Here is a 14,567-nt window from a genome sequence, read left to right on the forward strand (position 1 = left end):
GTGAACTGAATACAATATGTTTTCACAATATTTTATACTTATTCTTCGCTCTCTATTTCGAATGCTTTTAAACTGCGTTTAATGTCCTCTAAAGATGCCTCTATTTCTTCTAAATACGGTACTTGTCTTGGTACACTTCTCATACTTCTCTTGATTCTCACGACTTCTTCTGAGGAGTAAGGTAAGAAGGTGTTACTCACTTCTAAATCAATCAATCCTTTTTTATTACCAATCTCTTTTTTCATTCCCGCATAATAATCTATTTTATCACCAATTGTATTATAATCGGCAATAATTTCTTGGCCATCATTCATATATAATTGAATGCGTGCATTCGTCTCTTCATTTGGACGATAGAATATTTCCGAAATCATCGCCAGAATTTGAGGATTCATTTGGTTTAGACTTTTTACCATGCCTTCAAACTCAACACCGTCAAAGAAATGAATGATTGGTGCATCCGTCGGTGTCATGTCAAATCCACGAAGTATTTGCACATTTTCTAGTACCGGATAATAGCGTCCTTTACTCTCTACATATGCTACAACCTCAAATTCTTTTACAGTAATATTCACTGTGTTCGGAAAGTCACGTTCCACAGTAATACTTTCAACAATTGGAAGGAGTGAAATATTTTGTTCTGCTTTACCTTCACTTGTTAGATACATCTTGTCTTTTTTCTTAATCTCAGAACGTTCGAGAATTTCTTCAGTCGAAAGATGTTCATTCCCATTAACAACGATTTCTTTTACATCACTCTTACTACTAATTAGGTATGATGCAACCAAGAATATAATTGTTGCTGAGAAAAGTATAATCGACCATTTTTTATAGTTGATATTTCTTTTCTTCTTAGGCTTTTTCTCTATATTTTCTGGTTCAGAATCTGACTTTTCTTCTGACTCACTCGGTTCAAGACTCGTTAACTCTGTGACTTCTATTTTGTCTTGGGTCTCATTTAATTCGATACTGTCACTGTCGTCTTTAGTTGAGGTTTCTTCTGATTCAGTGTCCTTCTTGTTTTCTTTTTGCCCTTTTTCATCGTCATTATCTGTATAGTGCTCAATGACACATCCATCTAATTCTTCATGATCATTCTCTTCTTGTTGGATAGGCGCATGATCGTCTGATGAGTGAATGGATTCTGTTTCTTTGATTTCTTTTTTTTGTTCAGTTTTAGATGTGTCGTCATTCTTATTTTTTCTGAGTTTTTTCTTTAACTCATCAATATTAGGCTCATCTTTCATGGCTATCCTCCTTTTTAAAGTGCGTTAACCCCTTCTTTGAAGTGGTTTCCACGAGTTTCAAAGTCTGTATATTGATCCCAAGATGCACATGCTGGTGAGAATAATACAATGTCACCTTCTGTACTATTTTCATCAGCAATTTTTACAGCTGTATTTGGGTTTTCAGTTTCAATTGTTTCAATTTCATGTGCAGATAAAAACTGAGCTAATTTATGTTTCGTTTCACCGAAAAGAATTGCGAGTTTGACGTTTTTTATATATGGAGTAATCTCTACAAAGTCTTGTCCGCGGTCAAGTCCACCAGCAATCCATATTGTATCTCTATCAAAACTTCTTAATGCAAATGTCGTTGCAAGTGCATTGGTTGCTTTTGAATCATTGTAGTATTTAACACCATTTTTTTCTCCGACATATTCGAGTCTGTGTTCAATTCCTTTAAATGAGGTAAGTATTTTTACCATGTGTTCTACAGGTACATTTTTTTCATCAGCAACTAAGAGACTTGCTAAGATGTTTTCTAAGTTATGTGGTCCTTTTAAAACAATATCATCTACATCAATAATATATTTATCGTTCACATAAACTTTTCCATCAAGCACATATGCATCAGCCTGTTCATTAAGGCTAAAGTACTTAATTTTCGCCTTACAATCTATAGGGTTTAGAATATCTTTCTGTGCTAGATTAAAAATAACAAGATTGTCTTCTGTCATATTTTTTAATAAGCTTAATTTTGCATTTCTATATTCTGTCGCATCTTTATGATAATCAAGATGTGCCTCGTAGATGTTAGTAATCACTGCGATATTCGGTTTAAAGTCGATGATGCCCATTAACTGAAATGATGAGAGCTCCATAATTAGATTTTCAGAATCATCATTTAACACTGCTTCAGCAGCTGGATAACCAATATTTCCACATAATATTGGATGATGAGTTTCATCTGTAAGCATTTCTCCAATTAAAGTAGTCACTGTCGTTTTTCCATTCGTACCAGTGATACCAATAATATCTTTCTTATGAAGTTCATATGCGAGCTCCACTTCAGTAATGATTGGTACATTTCTCTCGATTGCTTCTTGTAAAAATGGAATACGATATGGAATTCCTGGATTTTTTACAATGAGATCTGCATCATTTAATAAATGAGTCGGATGGTGTCCATCTACTATTTGAACAGTTTCTTTTCTTAACTCTTCTAATACCGCTTCATCTACTAAGTTTTCGTTAGTAGTCAGTGTAACTCGTGCGCCGAGTTTATTTAACGCATGTACTGCACTTCTACCGCTTCTTCCATAACCGAGTACAATAATGTTTTTATCTTTATATCGATTCATATACTACACTCCTAAGAATACTCCGATTATACCTGCAACAAGTCCGACTAAACTAAAGACAATGACGATTTTCCATTCACTCCAGTTTGATAACTCAAAATGGTGATGGATTGGTGTCATCTTGAAGATACGTTTACCAGTAAGTTTAAAACTCGTTACTTGCATGATTACTGATGCTGTTTCTACTACAAATACAATACCGATGAGTAGTAATAATAAACTGTTGTTTAACATAATTGAGACTGTTGCAATAATCCCACCAAGTGCAAGGGACCCTGTGTCACCCATGAAGACTTTTGCTGGAAACTTGTTATAAATAAAGAATCCAAGTTGTGCTCCAATTAAAATGAATAAGAAAAGACTAATTTCTATTTCATGATTAATTAACGCAATCGCTAAAAATGATGCGAAAGCAATAATTGTCGTTGATGTAGATAAACCATCAAGTCCATCTGTTAAGTTCACCGCATTTGAGAATCCCACAAGCCAGAACACAATCCAGATTACAAAGAAATATCCAAGTGGAATCAAGAAGTCTGTTCCTGGAATCTGAATGCCTCGTTCAATATCAGGAATAAACATAATCATGATGATGAAAATGATGACTGAGACAATGACTTGAAACAGTGCTTTTTGTTTTGATGATAAACCTTCGTTTTGCTTTTTGACTACGATGATGTAATCATCTACAAATCCGATGAGTCCAAACCCTAAAGTTACAATTATCAAGATAATGAGCTTTGAAGTATCTTCCACAATAAACAGTGCGATAATTGATAGAATCGTCGTTACAGCTATGAAACTAATTCCGCCCATTGTCGGTGTCCCTGTTTTAGCAAGATGCGCCTCTGGTCCTTCTTTTCTAATCGATTGACCAAACTTTAATCGTTTCAATGTCGGGATTAGAAATTTCATTAAAACTGCAGTTGCGATAAATGAAATAATCAAAAATGCATAGTACATGATTTCCTCCTAGTTGTTTGGATCGTTTGAATCCAGTTGTATTGTTAGAGATGATTTTTTACCGAGAACTGTATTCGGTGCAATTGACTGACTCTTCACATAGCCTTCTCCCTTAAGACTCGCTTTTATACCAAGGAAATCAAGTAATGTGATGACTTCGCGTTTAGACAATCCGCGCATGTCTGGCATTGTGAGTTCACCGTCAGTTTTTACATATATTGTTTCGTTTTTAAGCAGTGTAGCATTTTTAGGATAATGATCTTTAATCGTATCTCCTTCACCACTATAAATGACATTTAGTGAGTCGTTCGTTAAGTTTGCTACACGCTCAATTTTCTTACCAGTATAGTCTTCAACTTTAACTTCTTCAGCGTCACTACCTTCAGTACTATCTGTAACTTCAAGATATTTTAAAGTACGTTCCATAAGTGGGTTAAACCCAAGACTTACACCATAATCCCATGTGTCGCTCTTATTTTTTGATGCACGTTTGATACCGTAGTAAACAATGACACGTGGATCTTCTTTCGGTGCATATCCAATGAATGATGTAATAAATTGATATGGTTCACTAATGTACCCCCCAATTTCTGGGTCATAAATTTGTGCTGTACCAGATTTACCAGTTACACCGTAGTCATCAAGTGCATACATCGAGTTTCTATCCATAGAACCTGCGACTAATGTATTCATTTCATCGACAGTTTTCTCTGCCGCTTCTTTAGAAATAACTTGCCTTACATTTGTTTCTTTACCCTCATAAACAGTTTTATTCGTATTAGGATCTGTTACTGATTTTACGATATACGGTTTTTTCATCATACCCTCGTTTAAGAGTGCGGTCATACCTTGAATCATCTGAATTGGTGTTACTGATAGCGTTTGACCAAATGACGATGTTTTTTGTTGTAACTCATTTTCCCAAACAATTTGTCCTTTAGCTTCTGTACTAAACTCTGATTCGGTTGTTTCACCGAAACCGAATTTTTTATAGTAATCGAGCATTTTATCAGCACCGACTCTGTCTTGAAGGTCCATCATCAGTGTGTTTGATGAATACTGCATACCCTCATTGTATGTGATTGTCCCCCAGCCTTCTGTTTCCCAGTCATAGATTGTTGTATCCATAACGTCACGAGATCCTGATTCATAGTATTGATTTGGGTTGTACTGTCCTTCTTCAATAGCAGCAGCTAATCCAAACACTTTAAATGTACTTCCTGGTTCAAACTGGTATTCATATAACACGTTGAGCCAGCTGTTACCAAACCCTTCACGTGTGTCTGGGTTGAATGAGGGTCGTTGCCCTGCTCCTAAAATTTCACCAGTTTTCGCGTCGGCAACAAAAGCGAATAACTCTTCTGGTTCAAAGTACTCTTGCATTTCGTCTAGCGACTCTTCTAAATAGAGCTGAATGTTAGAGTCTAATGTAAGTTCAACATCCATTCCGTCTACAGCAGACTCTGTTTCTAAAGTGCCAGGTACAACATAACTCCATATATCTTGTGTGTAATTAGAATACCCTGGTTCACCATCCAACGCTTCATTGTACTCACGTTCAATACCAAGAGATCCTACAAGCCTGCCATCTTCATTTGGCTCAGAAAAACCAATGATATGCGATGCAAATACGCCATTTGGATAAAATCGTTTGATTTCAGGGATGAATGTAAGTCCATCTAACTCCTTACTTTCTAGTTGTTTTCTATTTTTATAACTCACATTTCTACCTTTTGTACCAAACTCTACTTGGAAACGGTCATTCTTAATTCCTTCATCTATCATCTTAGTAATTTCTTTTTCGGACATCGACATGACTTTAGAAAGTTCTTTAGACATTTTCTTTTTATCCGTAAGATGATTTGGATAATTCTCATCGACAATAACCGCAATTCGATATGCTTCCATATCACTCGCGAGTATCTCGCCATGACGGTCTAAAATCTGTCCTCTATTTGAATCAAGTGTGATGGATCTCGTAAACTTTTCTTCCCCAAGTTTTTGTAGATCCGAGTCATCAATACTTTTAAATATCATTAAGTTAATAAAGTTCAATATGATAAAACCAAAAAACACCCCTAATATGATATAAATCAGGAGTGTAAATTTTGGGATATTATGTGTGTTGATTGCTTTAAAATCTTTACTCATTCTTTTTTTCATACTTTTTTTCATGCTTCTTTACAACCTTTACATTTCCATTTTCCATTTTGAGCCCGAGTTGATTGGCTTTTTCATAAATACGATCGTAAGAAGAAAGGTGAGTGACTTCAGTTGTAAGTTCGTCTATTTCTTTTTCTCTAAATGAAATTTCGTTAGTGAGTTGCGCCTGAGTTGCTTGGTGTGCGTGAGCTTCTTGCTTTGTATGTAAAAAGAAGTATGCACTTAGTGCAACCATGATTATCAAACACGCGTAAATAAGCAGCTCGTTAAAGCGCAAGTTGACCCACTTAGATTTCGTAACATACTCGTATTTTGGTTTTTCTACATATTCCATTTGCTGGTCAATTTTACGTATTCTTTCCGCTTGCATATTTTACACACTTCCGATCATTATTTCAATTTTTTTGCAATTCTTAATTTCGCGCTTCGTGCACGTGGATTTTCGTTTAATTCTTCGTCTGAAGCTAAAATAGGCTTCTTATTTACTCTCTTTAATACCGGCTCGTACCCTTCTGGTATAATCGGCATATTTTTAGGCAGCTCTGGGCCTCTTTCATATTCTTGATAGATTTGCTTACAGATTCTATCCTCTAAAGAATGGAACGTAATTACTGAAACACGTCCATCTTTTTTAAGTAAGTCAATTGCTTGTTCTAGACTTTTTTCAAATACGCCTAGTTCGTCATTAACAGCGATACGAAGCGCTTGGAACACGCGTCTAGCTGGATGTCCTGACATTTTTAGAAATTTTGCTGGGATTTTACTCTTGATGATACTTGCAAGTTCAGTAGTTGTTTCAATTGGCTGTATTTCGCGGAGTCTTTCTATTTCACGTGCAATTTGTTTTGAGAATTTTTCTTCGCCATATCTGAAAAAGATTCTCACTAAATCTTCGTATGGATATGTATTCACAATCTCATATGCATCGAGTGATTGTGATTGGTCCATTCTCATATCAAGTCTTGCTTCTTTTGAGTGGGAAAATCCACGTTCAGTAATATCTAACTGTGGACTAGAGACACCAAGGTCATAAAGAATACCGTCAATCTTGTCTATTCCTAATTTCTCCAGTTCTTCTTTTAAATGACTGAAATTACTATGAACAAAAGTGATATTTTCAACATCTTTAAATTTTTCTTTTGCTTTGTCTATTGCGTATATATCTTGGTCAAATGCGATCACTCGTCCATCTGAAACTTGGCTCAGTAGATATTCCGTATGTCCTCCACCGCCAAGTGTCGCATCAACATAAATACCATCTGGTTTTATATCCAGTCCATCGACCGTCTCTTTTAAGAGCACTGTATTATGTTTAAACATAGTTTCACCTCTAGAAATTGAAGTCGATGAGATCTTCAGCGATATCTTCAAAATTATCTTCAGATTCATCATAGAAATCGTTCCATTTATCGGTATCCCATATCTCTACTCGACTAGAAACACCAATAACGGTACATGCTTTAGTTAAACCTGCATATTCACGTAAGTTTTGTGGGATGTTCACGCGACCTTGCTTATCAACTTCAACACGAATTGCACCTGAAAAGAACATTCTCATGAATTTACGTACATCTTTACGTGTGAGTGGGAGTTCTTTCATCTTTTCTTCAATGCGAGACCATTCGTCATTTGTGTAGATAAACAAACACTTATCAAGTCCACGAGTAATCACAAATTCATTTGAGAGTGCTTCTCTAAATTTACTTGGTACAATAATTCTGCCTTTTGTATCTAAATTATGATTATACTCACCCATGAACATAATCTCACCCCACTTCTCTATGTCTAATTTACCACAATCAACCACTTTACTCCACAAATCATATAAATTTTTACAATATTTTTTCTGGAAATAAAAAAAGCGATTTTCCATTGTGGGAAAATCGCTTTATATCAACATTTCTATTCTTTTATTAAAACCAAGCTTTCATGGTAGACAAGTGGGGAATAATCCCAAATATCTGTGAAAAATATGAGTGGATGGTAGATTCTTTCTTGGAGTACTCCAAATGGTAGTAGAATTTGCTCTATTTTCTTAAGATCACTTAACTCTTCACGAATTTTTCTCATCGCCTCTATTTTATATCTTCTCTTGAGATAATCGACTTGCTTCATTTGCGCTTTAAAGTTACTTTCAATGAGTTGGCGTTCCCAGTCCGACTGACAACAGTGTTTCAAGTCATCGTATTGATTCATCACTTTTGCTTCTTGTTTTTTCAGTGCTTTCAATAAACGGCTATTTTCGTTATTTTTCTCAAGCTCTTTTCTTTTTTTCTCTATATCTTCAAGAAGGTTTTTGCTGAACGTTAACTGATATTTTTCTAGCTTTTTATCTATTTCCTTAGGAACATACATGAATTCCATTCGTTTTACCACGAGAGGCATCGGAATTTCTAATGTTTCGAACACTTCACTGAGTTCTCCCCAATATTTTACCTCAGCACCACCGCCAACAAAAATTAGCGTGTTAAAGAGACTTTCTTGCATCACTGGTCTTGTGACGACGTTGTTACTCATTTGTACAGTGTCGTTTTCAATCAGTGCTAGAACTTCATCTCTAGTATACTCATTGTCTTCGGTACGATAAAGACCGTCCTCATATTTTAAGAGTGCACGTCTATCTGTTGAGTTAACAAAAAGATGAACATTTGTTTCAGTCTCAATTGTCCTATCTATATTGAAGTGTGATGTAAACTTCTCTTGACCACTTCTAAATGCAGCATCAATTATTTCATGATTATTGAACATCTTTTTAAATGTCTCTTTTTCTAATTCACGAATATCTTTACTATGCGCATTTACGATGAGTAGACCTTTATCTTTAAATAGTTCATGTACAAGTGCCGTAAAAAAATCTGTCCATGAATGATAGTTTTCTAGTTTTTGGACCAATACTTCTTTAATTTGGACAAGCTTTGGATTGTCATTAAGATAATTAAACATTTCATCTATAACAGACTTCATTGCATTCTTATCAAAGTCATAGAAACCGATACTCATTGGTACGGTTAAGTTTGGTTTATATGAAATCTTCTTAACGCGGTTATGATATCCGTCATATACATGAGTGTGGTTCACTTCTTCATAATCATGATCCTCGCCTGCAATCCAAAAGACGGGTATTGCATCATAATCAAATTTTTTCTTCACATCATTTTGTAAAATGAACAGCGTGATAATTTTATGAAGAATGTATGACGGGCTCATTAAGAGTCCAGCTTGCTGACCACCAATGATTACACGATGACCATTTTTTAATTTCTCTATATTTTCTCTTTGAGCCTCGTCTAAACCATACTTACTCATCTCTTTTTCTATAACTAGCGCAAGTGCTTTTGTATGAGCATGAGTTGGTCTCTCTTTTATCTTTTCAATTGTCTCTTTAGATAATGTATTCATCCCAAAGAATTTTAAATCATCAAGAGTGTTATTCTTGATGAGCGGTTCATTATAAGCTATATATTCGAAGATCATTTAAAATTCTCCTAATTTTATATGTTACTGAAATTATAAGTAAATAACGCAAGTTTCTCAAATAACACGCTTAAAAGTAAACATAAAAAAACATGGGGTTAACCCCATGTTAATTAGTTAGCTACTGTAACTTCTTCGCCTTTATATGATCCACACTCTGGACATACGCGGTGTGATAATTTCATTTCACCACAGTTTGGGCACTCTGTCATACCAGGTGCACTTAATTTAATGTGTGTACGGCGTTTATTTTTACGAGTTTTAGATGTTCTTCTTTTAGGTACTGCCATTATTTAATCCTCCGTTTCGTCACTAAATAGTGATTGTAATTTTTGAAGTCTTGGGTCAACAGGTCGTTCTTTTTCAAGTTCCTCTTCACTCCCAAAGACTTTCCAATTATCAGTGTTCGATGAACTTGGCAATGATTCACTTTCTGTATATACGTTTGGGATATTGACTATGATGAGTTCTCTCACTATTGGCTCAAGGTCAATTTCGTGAAGAACCGCGTGGAGATTGTCATCTTGTTCATCAATCTCACTATCCGATTCAATCGATTCATCGAAAATTTCGACAGTATCAACTGAAAGTGGATACTTCACAGTATCACCTGAGCGACTATCAATCATGTGTACATCTGCTTCGATATGTAAGTTCACATCGAATCTTCTGTTTCCATGAATAATATCACCTGAAATTTCAATATCAAAAATTTCGATGATATCACGTCTATCAGTAATATCCTCTAATTGTATACTAGAGTTAAAAGTAAATGCATTATCTTTAAACTTCCTAAGCTGTGAAAGTGACCACTTCATCTCTCTTCACCTCTTATAAGCACAACAAATATTGTACAGAAATATCTATTTAGTGTCAAGTTATTTTCTTAACACAATACTTATTAATTTAGTAATCTTTGCTATACTAAGTATAACTATATCATGGTGGTGTTTAACTTGAAAATACTTTCTCTTATAACTGAATATAACCCGCTTCATAACGGACATCTGTATCACATCAAAAAAGCGAAAGAGCTTGTGGATCCTGATGTTACTATTGCTATTATGAGTGGCAACTTTACTCAGCGCGGAGAACTCGCAGTCATCAATAAATTCGACCGTGCAAAAGAAGTCATTAAGCATGTCGATCTTGTTATCGAACTTCCTCTAATTAACGCCATTAGTTATGCCGATGACTTTGCAATTGGTGCAGTCAAAATGGCAATGGAACTCGGTACGACAGATATTTGTTTTGGTAGTGAATCTGGTGACATGGCTGCATTCAAAGAAGCACTTAAAAATGAACAAGAAATCAATCAAGATGAATTAAAAGAGTTAATAAAATCAGGCATGTCTTATCCACGTGCCATTGAAACATTAACCGATAACTCATTATTATCTGAACCAAATAACACACTAGGCATCAGCTATATGAAAGCAATCGAGATGTTGGGAGCAAATATCACGCCTCACACTATTAAGCGTAAAGGTACCGGTTTCCACGATACGCATGACGAGTTGCAAGAATTCCAGAGTGCTACTGGACTTCGTAAGTTATTAAAAGATAAAGACCAACAAACTGCAGAGAAGTATATGCCATATCGCTTAGCACGAAAAATTATTGAACGTGGTGTTGTCGACAACGAGACTATGTTTAAGACATTAAAAGCAATTCTCTTAAGAAGCACAGAAGACGAACTAAAAAGTATTTACATGATGACAGAAGGTCTTGAGAATAGGCTCATTGAGTATATTAAACAAGCAGAATCATATGCTGAGTTCTTGACCTTAATTAAGACAAAACGTTACACATGGACGAGACTTTCACGACTTCTTATATATGTGCTCTTAAATATTACAGAGTATGACGTAAGTGAGACAGAATTACCTACTGCTGTACGCGTGCTTGCAATGAACGTCACTGGTCAATATTATCTATCTACTTTAAAAGATAAACACATATTTACTAATATCAATAAAAAGTCGCGTCAATATTTCAAAGATGAAATCAAAGCAACTGAAATTTATAACACTTTAACTGGTACAACAATGAATGACTTTAACACACCTGTAATCATTCACAGAAGAGTTTAATAAAAGACCTTGTATCTGAATAGATACAAGGTCTTAATTCATATACACCTATTTTTTAAACTTCTCTTTTAATGCTTTCTCTACTACCGGTGGAACAACGTCTGACACTTTACCACCATGGCTCGCAACATCTTTTGCGATTGAACTTGAGATGAATGAGTATTTATTATTTGTCATGATGAACACCGTCTCAACGTTATCATTAAGTTTTCTGTTCATAGACGCCATCTGCATCTCATACTCAAAGTCAGAGACTGCACGTAGTCCTCTGACAATTGCAGTTGCACCCACTTCATTACAGAAGTCAATTAATAGCCCATCAAAAATTTTAACTTCTACATTATCTAAAGTACTCATCGCCTCTTCAATCAGTTCGACACGCTCTTGTGGTGTGAATAATGACGACTTACTCACATTTTTTGAAACACATACATAAACGATATCAAATACGCGCGACGCACGCTCTATAATATCCATATGACCATACGTGATCGGGTCAAATGAACCTGAACACACAGCGATTCTTTTAGTCATTTAAATCTCTCCTTAAAAATTGACACTTAGTTGTACCTTGCTCGATTGCTTTTTCTAGTTCAAATGGCGCAATTTTTATATGTTCATTCTTACCACTCTCCACAATAATCGTGCCATCCGGTTTTAACAAATCAAACTCATCGATCATGTGAATCGCAATATCTGCGACTTTTTTATTATACGGCGGATCTATAAAGATAAAATCAAACTGTCTCTCTCGTTTATGTAATGCCTTGATTGCTCTTCTATAATCATTTCGGTAGACTTCTATCTCTTCATCAAGATCCTCCACGTTATTTTTTATAACCTTAATTGCGTCCATCGCTCCATCGATAATTATAGCGCGTTCACCGCCACGAGAAATCGCCTCTATAGTCAGTGCCCCACTTCCTCCAAAAAGGTCAAGGATATCGCCATAAATCGCTCCTAGAGAACTGAACATAGACTCTCGTAACTTTTCTCCAGTTGGACGTGTATCGTTTTTATTTAGTGTCTCGATACGTTTGTTTTTATACTTTCCTGCGATGATACGCACTCTTGTCACCTTTCTTTCTAATCAAATTAATTTTATACTGTATATAGAACATAATTACGAAGGAGAATTCCTGTGCAAAAATTTATTTTATTAGGAAATGGTTATAGTGAAATTTTTGAGCTTCAGGCGCTCATTGAATATAACCATACCCGTATTGATAAAGCTGTTTTTATCCATCACGAAGATGCACCATCGACATTTGTCCTCATCATGAAGCCTGTTGAAAAGAATTTCCAGGCACTCTACACTATATTGAGAGGCCTAAGAAAAGGTCATGAAGGAGAAATGTATACTATTATTTCTAAGTGGTTAGACGATAAAAACATTCAAAAAATTGATATGTCTTCAAGAGACCCTGAAGATTTCCATGAAGAAGAATTGTACTATCAATACATCATTGGAGTATTAAGATTAAACCACATCATTCCACCGCTTCAGTAGCCTCGAATGAAGGTGATGTTCCTTCATCAAATTTCTTATACTCAGTCTTGATGTTTCTATACTCTGACTCTAATACATTCGTCACATACTTTAGTTTTGAAAGATGCTCGAGTGTCTTTTCGAGATCAGAGTCATTAATATAGACAAGCATGTACTTTTGTTTTGTATTCACATACACGACGTTGCCATAGCGACGCAATTGTCGTATAAATTTATTTTGTTTAAAATATATATATAAACCAATACGTTTCGTTATCATAATATTCACCCATAAATCCCTTTAAACGTATCATAACATATTTATGAATTTCACTAATATACAAAGATGGAGGATTCATATGTCAAAATTAAAAAAGTCAATTATACTCGGCACGCTCATTGGGAGTGTGGCCTATACAGCAAGTAAATGTATTGTTAAGCAACCTGTTGTAGAAGTTAAACCCTATTTCAAAAGGAACTCTCCATACTTATTCGCACATCGCGGCGGTCTTGGGCTCCGTCCTGAACATACAAAACTCGCATTCGATAATGCTTTAAACTTTAATGTCGACGGATTTGAAATTGATATTCGTCTCACGAAAGATGAAGAGATTGTTGTCTTCCATGACGAATATATCGATCGTGTATCAGACGGATTCGGTAAAGTCTCAGATTATACTCTAGAAGAGCTTAGAACGTTTGACTTTGGACATCACTTCAAACTGTCTGACGATAGTCATCCATATCGTGATCACAAAGATGCTAAAATTATGACTCTGAATGAATTGCTCGACTTGTACCCAAGTATGCTTATCAATATAGATATTAAAGACCCAATCGAAACACGTGCTGGTGGAATTGTTGTAAAAAAGTTATATGATTTATTAGAGAGTAAATCCGTAAGGAACCGTGTACTTATTACAAGTTTCCACGATGACCAAATCAATCAATTTAACTTATATGCTAAAAATAAGTATGCATTAGGTGCTGGTGTAGACGAAGTACTTAAAGCCTATTTACATTTTATATCTGGCTTCAGCCACTTCTATACTCCAACAAGAGACACATTCCAGTTGCCTACTTCAGTTGGTAAACTCAGACTGGATTCACGTTTTTTCATCCAATTCCTTAAAAAGTTAAATATCACACCAGGATACTGGGTGATCAATGATATAGAAACGATGAGTAAACTACTAGAAAGTGGTGCACACACGATTGTCACTGACTATCCAGATATCGCACATCACGGTTTAAGAGATAAATTTGAACTGTAACTAATTTTAACAACATAAAAGGTATGTCTCCTAAATATTGAGACATACCTTTTATTAATATATTAACTTGCACAACTGCATGAACTACCTGTACTACAACCGCCGCTAGATTTACCACTAAAGAATGGATTATGACTCACAACATTCGCATGTTCTGACACAGATTGACCGATTATAAACATCACTTCGTCTAAGATGTTTTGAAGGAGATATTCTGCACGTCGATATTCGATAACAACAGGATTCATATCCACTTCTTTTTTCATCTTGTTTACTTTTTTACGCATCTCACTAAAGTCTGGGTGATATTTACCGAATCGTTCCACTTCACTGAACTCTTCTTTCAACTTAGTAAATTTATTTATAAGCACACGACACTCATTGTCTGTATGTAGCAATTCTTTATATTTTAAATATGAATGATATTCTTCTGATTCACGAATCATGAGGCCTACTTTGTCCAACTGATCCAATATTTCAACATCTGAAAAGGTTAGAAACATAACACTCACTCCCTAACGCTATTT

Annotated in this window: 17 protein-coding genes; 3 read left to right on the forward strand and 14 right to left on the reverse strand. The window is 35.3% G+C overall.

Annotation, left to right across the window (positions count from 1 at the left end):
- Positions 1 to 38: 38 nt before the first annotated feature.
- The 10 genes from IEU51_RS03240 to IEU51_RS03285 all read right to left on the reverse strand — a co-directional run bounded on the left by IEU51_RS03240 (position 39) and on the right by IEU51_RS03285 (position 10,002).
- Positions 39 to 1,247 carry a cell division protein FtsQ/DivIB gene (locus IEU51_RS03240; RefSeq protein ID WP_186086925.1) on the reverse strand — a complete coding sequence of 403 codons (1,209 nt, stop codon included), beginning with the start codon at positions 1,245 to 1,247 and terminating at the stop codon, positions 39 to 41.
- A 14-nt stretch (positions 1,248 to 1,261) separates the two neighbouring features.
- A complete protein-coding gene (gene murD, locus IEU51_RS03245; protein WP_186086922.1) occupies positions 1,262 to 2,584 on the reverse strand; it encodes a UDP-N-acetylmuramoyl-L-alanine--D-glutamate ligase in 1,323 nt (440 codons plus the stop codon).
- Positions 2,585 to 2,587: 3 nt separating this feature from the next.
- Entirely contained in the window at positions 2,588 to 3,547 is a 960-nt protein-coding gene (mraY, locus tag IEU51_RS03250; protein WP_186086919.1) for a phospho-N-acetylmuramoyl-pentapeptide-transferase, read from the reverse strand.
- Positions 3,548 to 3,556: 9 nt separating this feature from the next.
- On the reverse strand, positions 3,557 to 5,698 hold the full coding sequence (locus IEU51_RS03255; protein WP_186088362.1) for a penicillin-binding transpeptidase domain-containing protein: 2,142 nt from the start codon (positions 5,696 to 5,698) through the stop codon (positions 3,557 to 3,559).
- Positions 5,691 to 6,080 carry a cell division protein FtsL gene (ftsL, locus tag IEU51_RS03260; RefSeq protein ID WP_186086916.1) on the reverse strand — a complete coding sequence of 130 codons (390 nt, stop codon included), beginning with the start codon at positions 6,078 to 6,080 and terminating at the stop codon, positions 5,691 to 5,693. Before ftsL ends, IEU51_RS03255 begins: the two co-directional genes overlap by 8 nt.
- Before the next feature lie 20 nt (positions 6,081 to 6,100).
- Positions 6,101 to 7,030, reverse strand: coding sequence for a 16S rRNA (cytosine(1402)-N(4))-methyltransferase RsmH (rsmH, locus tag IEU51_RS03265; protein ID WP_186086913.1), 930 nt, complete (start codon positions 7,028 to 7,030; stop codon positions 6,101 to 6,103).
- 10 nt (positions 7,031 to 7,040) lie between these two features.
- Positions 7,041 to 7,472, reverse strand: a complete 432-nt coding sequence (gene mraZ / locus IEU51_RS03270; RefSeq protein WP_186086910.1) for a division/cell wall cluster transcriptional repressor MraZ — start codon at positions 7,470 to 7,472, stop codon at positions 7,041 to 7,043.
- Between the two features lie 140 nt (positions 7,473 to 7,612).
- Entirely contained in the window at positions 7,613 to 9,184 is a 1,572-nt protein-coding gene (gene bshC, locus IEU51_RS03275) for a bacillithiol biosynthesis cysteine-adding enzyme BshC (protein WP_186086908.1), read from the reverse strand.
- A gap of 113 nt (positions 9,185 to 9,297) precedes the next feature.
- Positions 9,298 to 9,474 carry a 50S ribosomal protein L32 gene (rpmF, locus tag IEU51_RS03280; protein WP_186078058.1) on the reverse strand — a complete coding sequence of 59 codons (177 nt, stop codon included), beginning with the start codon at positions 9,472 to 9,474 and terminating at the stop codon, positions 9,298 to 9,300.
- Positions 9,475 to 9,477: 3 nt separating this feature from the next.
- Positions 9,478 to 10,002 carry a YceD family protein gene (locus IEU51_RS03285; protein WP_186086906.1) on the reverse strand — a complete coding sequence of 175 codons (525 nt, stop codon included), beginning with the start codon at positions 10,000 to 10,002 and terminating at the stop codon, positions 9,478 to 9,480.
- Between the two features lie 138 nt (positions 10,003 to 10,140).
- Between IEU51_RS03285 and IEU51_RS03290 the strand changes: the two genes are divergently transcribed.
- Positions 10,141 to 11,277 (forward strand): nucleotidyltransferase, encoded by a 1,137-nt coding sequence (locus IEU51_RS03290; protein WP_186086903.1) that lies wholly within the window; start codon positions 10,141 to 10,143, stop codon positions 11,275 to 11,277.
- A gap of 48 nt (positions 11,278 to 11,325) precedes the next feature.
- Here IEU51_RS03290 and coaD read toward each other — a convergent pair whose 3' ends face one another.
- Together coaD and rsmD are read right to left on the reverse strand one after the other, a co-directional pair.
- A complete protein-coding gene (coaD, locus tag IEU51_RS03295; protein ID WP_186086901.1) occupies positions 11,326 to 11,811 on the reverse strand; it encodes a pantetheine-phosphate adenylyltransferase in 486 nt (161 codons plus the stop codon).
- A complete protein-coding gene (gene rsmD / locus IEU51_RS03300; RefSeq protein WP_268234176.1) occupies positions 11,804 to 12,355 on the reverse strand; it encodes a 16S rRNA (guanine(966)-N(2))-methyltransferase RsmD in 552 nt (183 codons plus the stop codon). The genes coaD and rsmD overlap by 8 nt, the downstream gene beginning before the upstream one ends.
- A gap of 63 nt (positions 12,356 to 12,418) precedes the next feature.
- Here rsmD and IEU51_RS03305 point away from each other — a divergent pair, with 63 nt between their 5' ends.
- Positions 12,419 to 12,787, forward strand: coding sequence for a DUF7147 family protein (locus IEU51_RS03305; protein WP_186086895.1), 369 nt, complete (start codon positions 12,419 to 12,421; stop codon positions 12,785 to 12,787).
- On the opposite strand, the gene IEU51_RS03310 is transcribed toward IEU51_RS03305, so the two are convergent.
- Positions 12,768 to 13,046: a YlbG family protein gene (locus IEU51_RS03310; RefSeq protein WP_186086892.1), complete on the reverse strand. Its 279-nt coding sequence runs from the start codon at positions 13,044 to 13,046 to the stop codon at positions 12,768 to 12,770. The two genes, IEU51_RS03305 and IEU51_RS03310, sit on opposite strands and share 20 nt — an antisense overlap.
- A 79-nt stretch (positions 13,047 to 13,125) precedes the next feature.
- Between IEU51_RS03310 and IEU51_RS03315 the strand changes: the two genes are divergently transcribed.
- Positions 13,126 to 14,040 carry a glycerophosphodiester phosphodiesterase gene (locus tag IEU51_RS03315; protein ID WP_186086889.1) on the forward strand — a complete coding sequence of 305 codons (915 nt, stop codon included), beginning with the start codon at positions 13,126 to 13,128 and terminating at the stop codon, positions 14,038 to 14,040.
- Between the two features lie 62 nt (positions 14,041 to 14,102).
- Here the strand turns inward: IEU51_RS03315 and IEU51_RS03320 are convergent, their stop codons facing one another.
- Positions 14,103 to 14,543, reverse strand: a complete 441-nt coding sequence (locus IEU51_RS03320; RefSeq protein WP_186086886.1) for a YlbF family regulator — start codon at positions 14,541 to 14,543, stop codon at positions 14,103 to 14,105.
- Positions 14,544 to 14,567: the final 24 nt, after the last annotated feature.

The sequence above is a fragment of the Phocicoccus schoeneichii genome (genome assembly GCF_014635565.1).
GTDB classification, from domain to species: domain Bacteria; phylum Bacillota; class Bacilli; order Staphylococcales; family Salinicoccaceae; genus Phocicoccus; species Phocicoccus schoeneichii.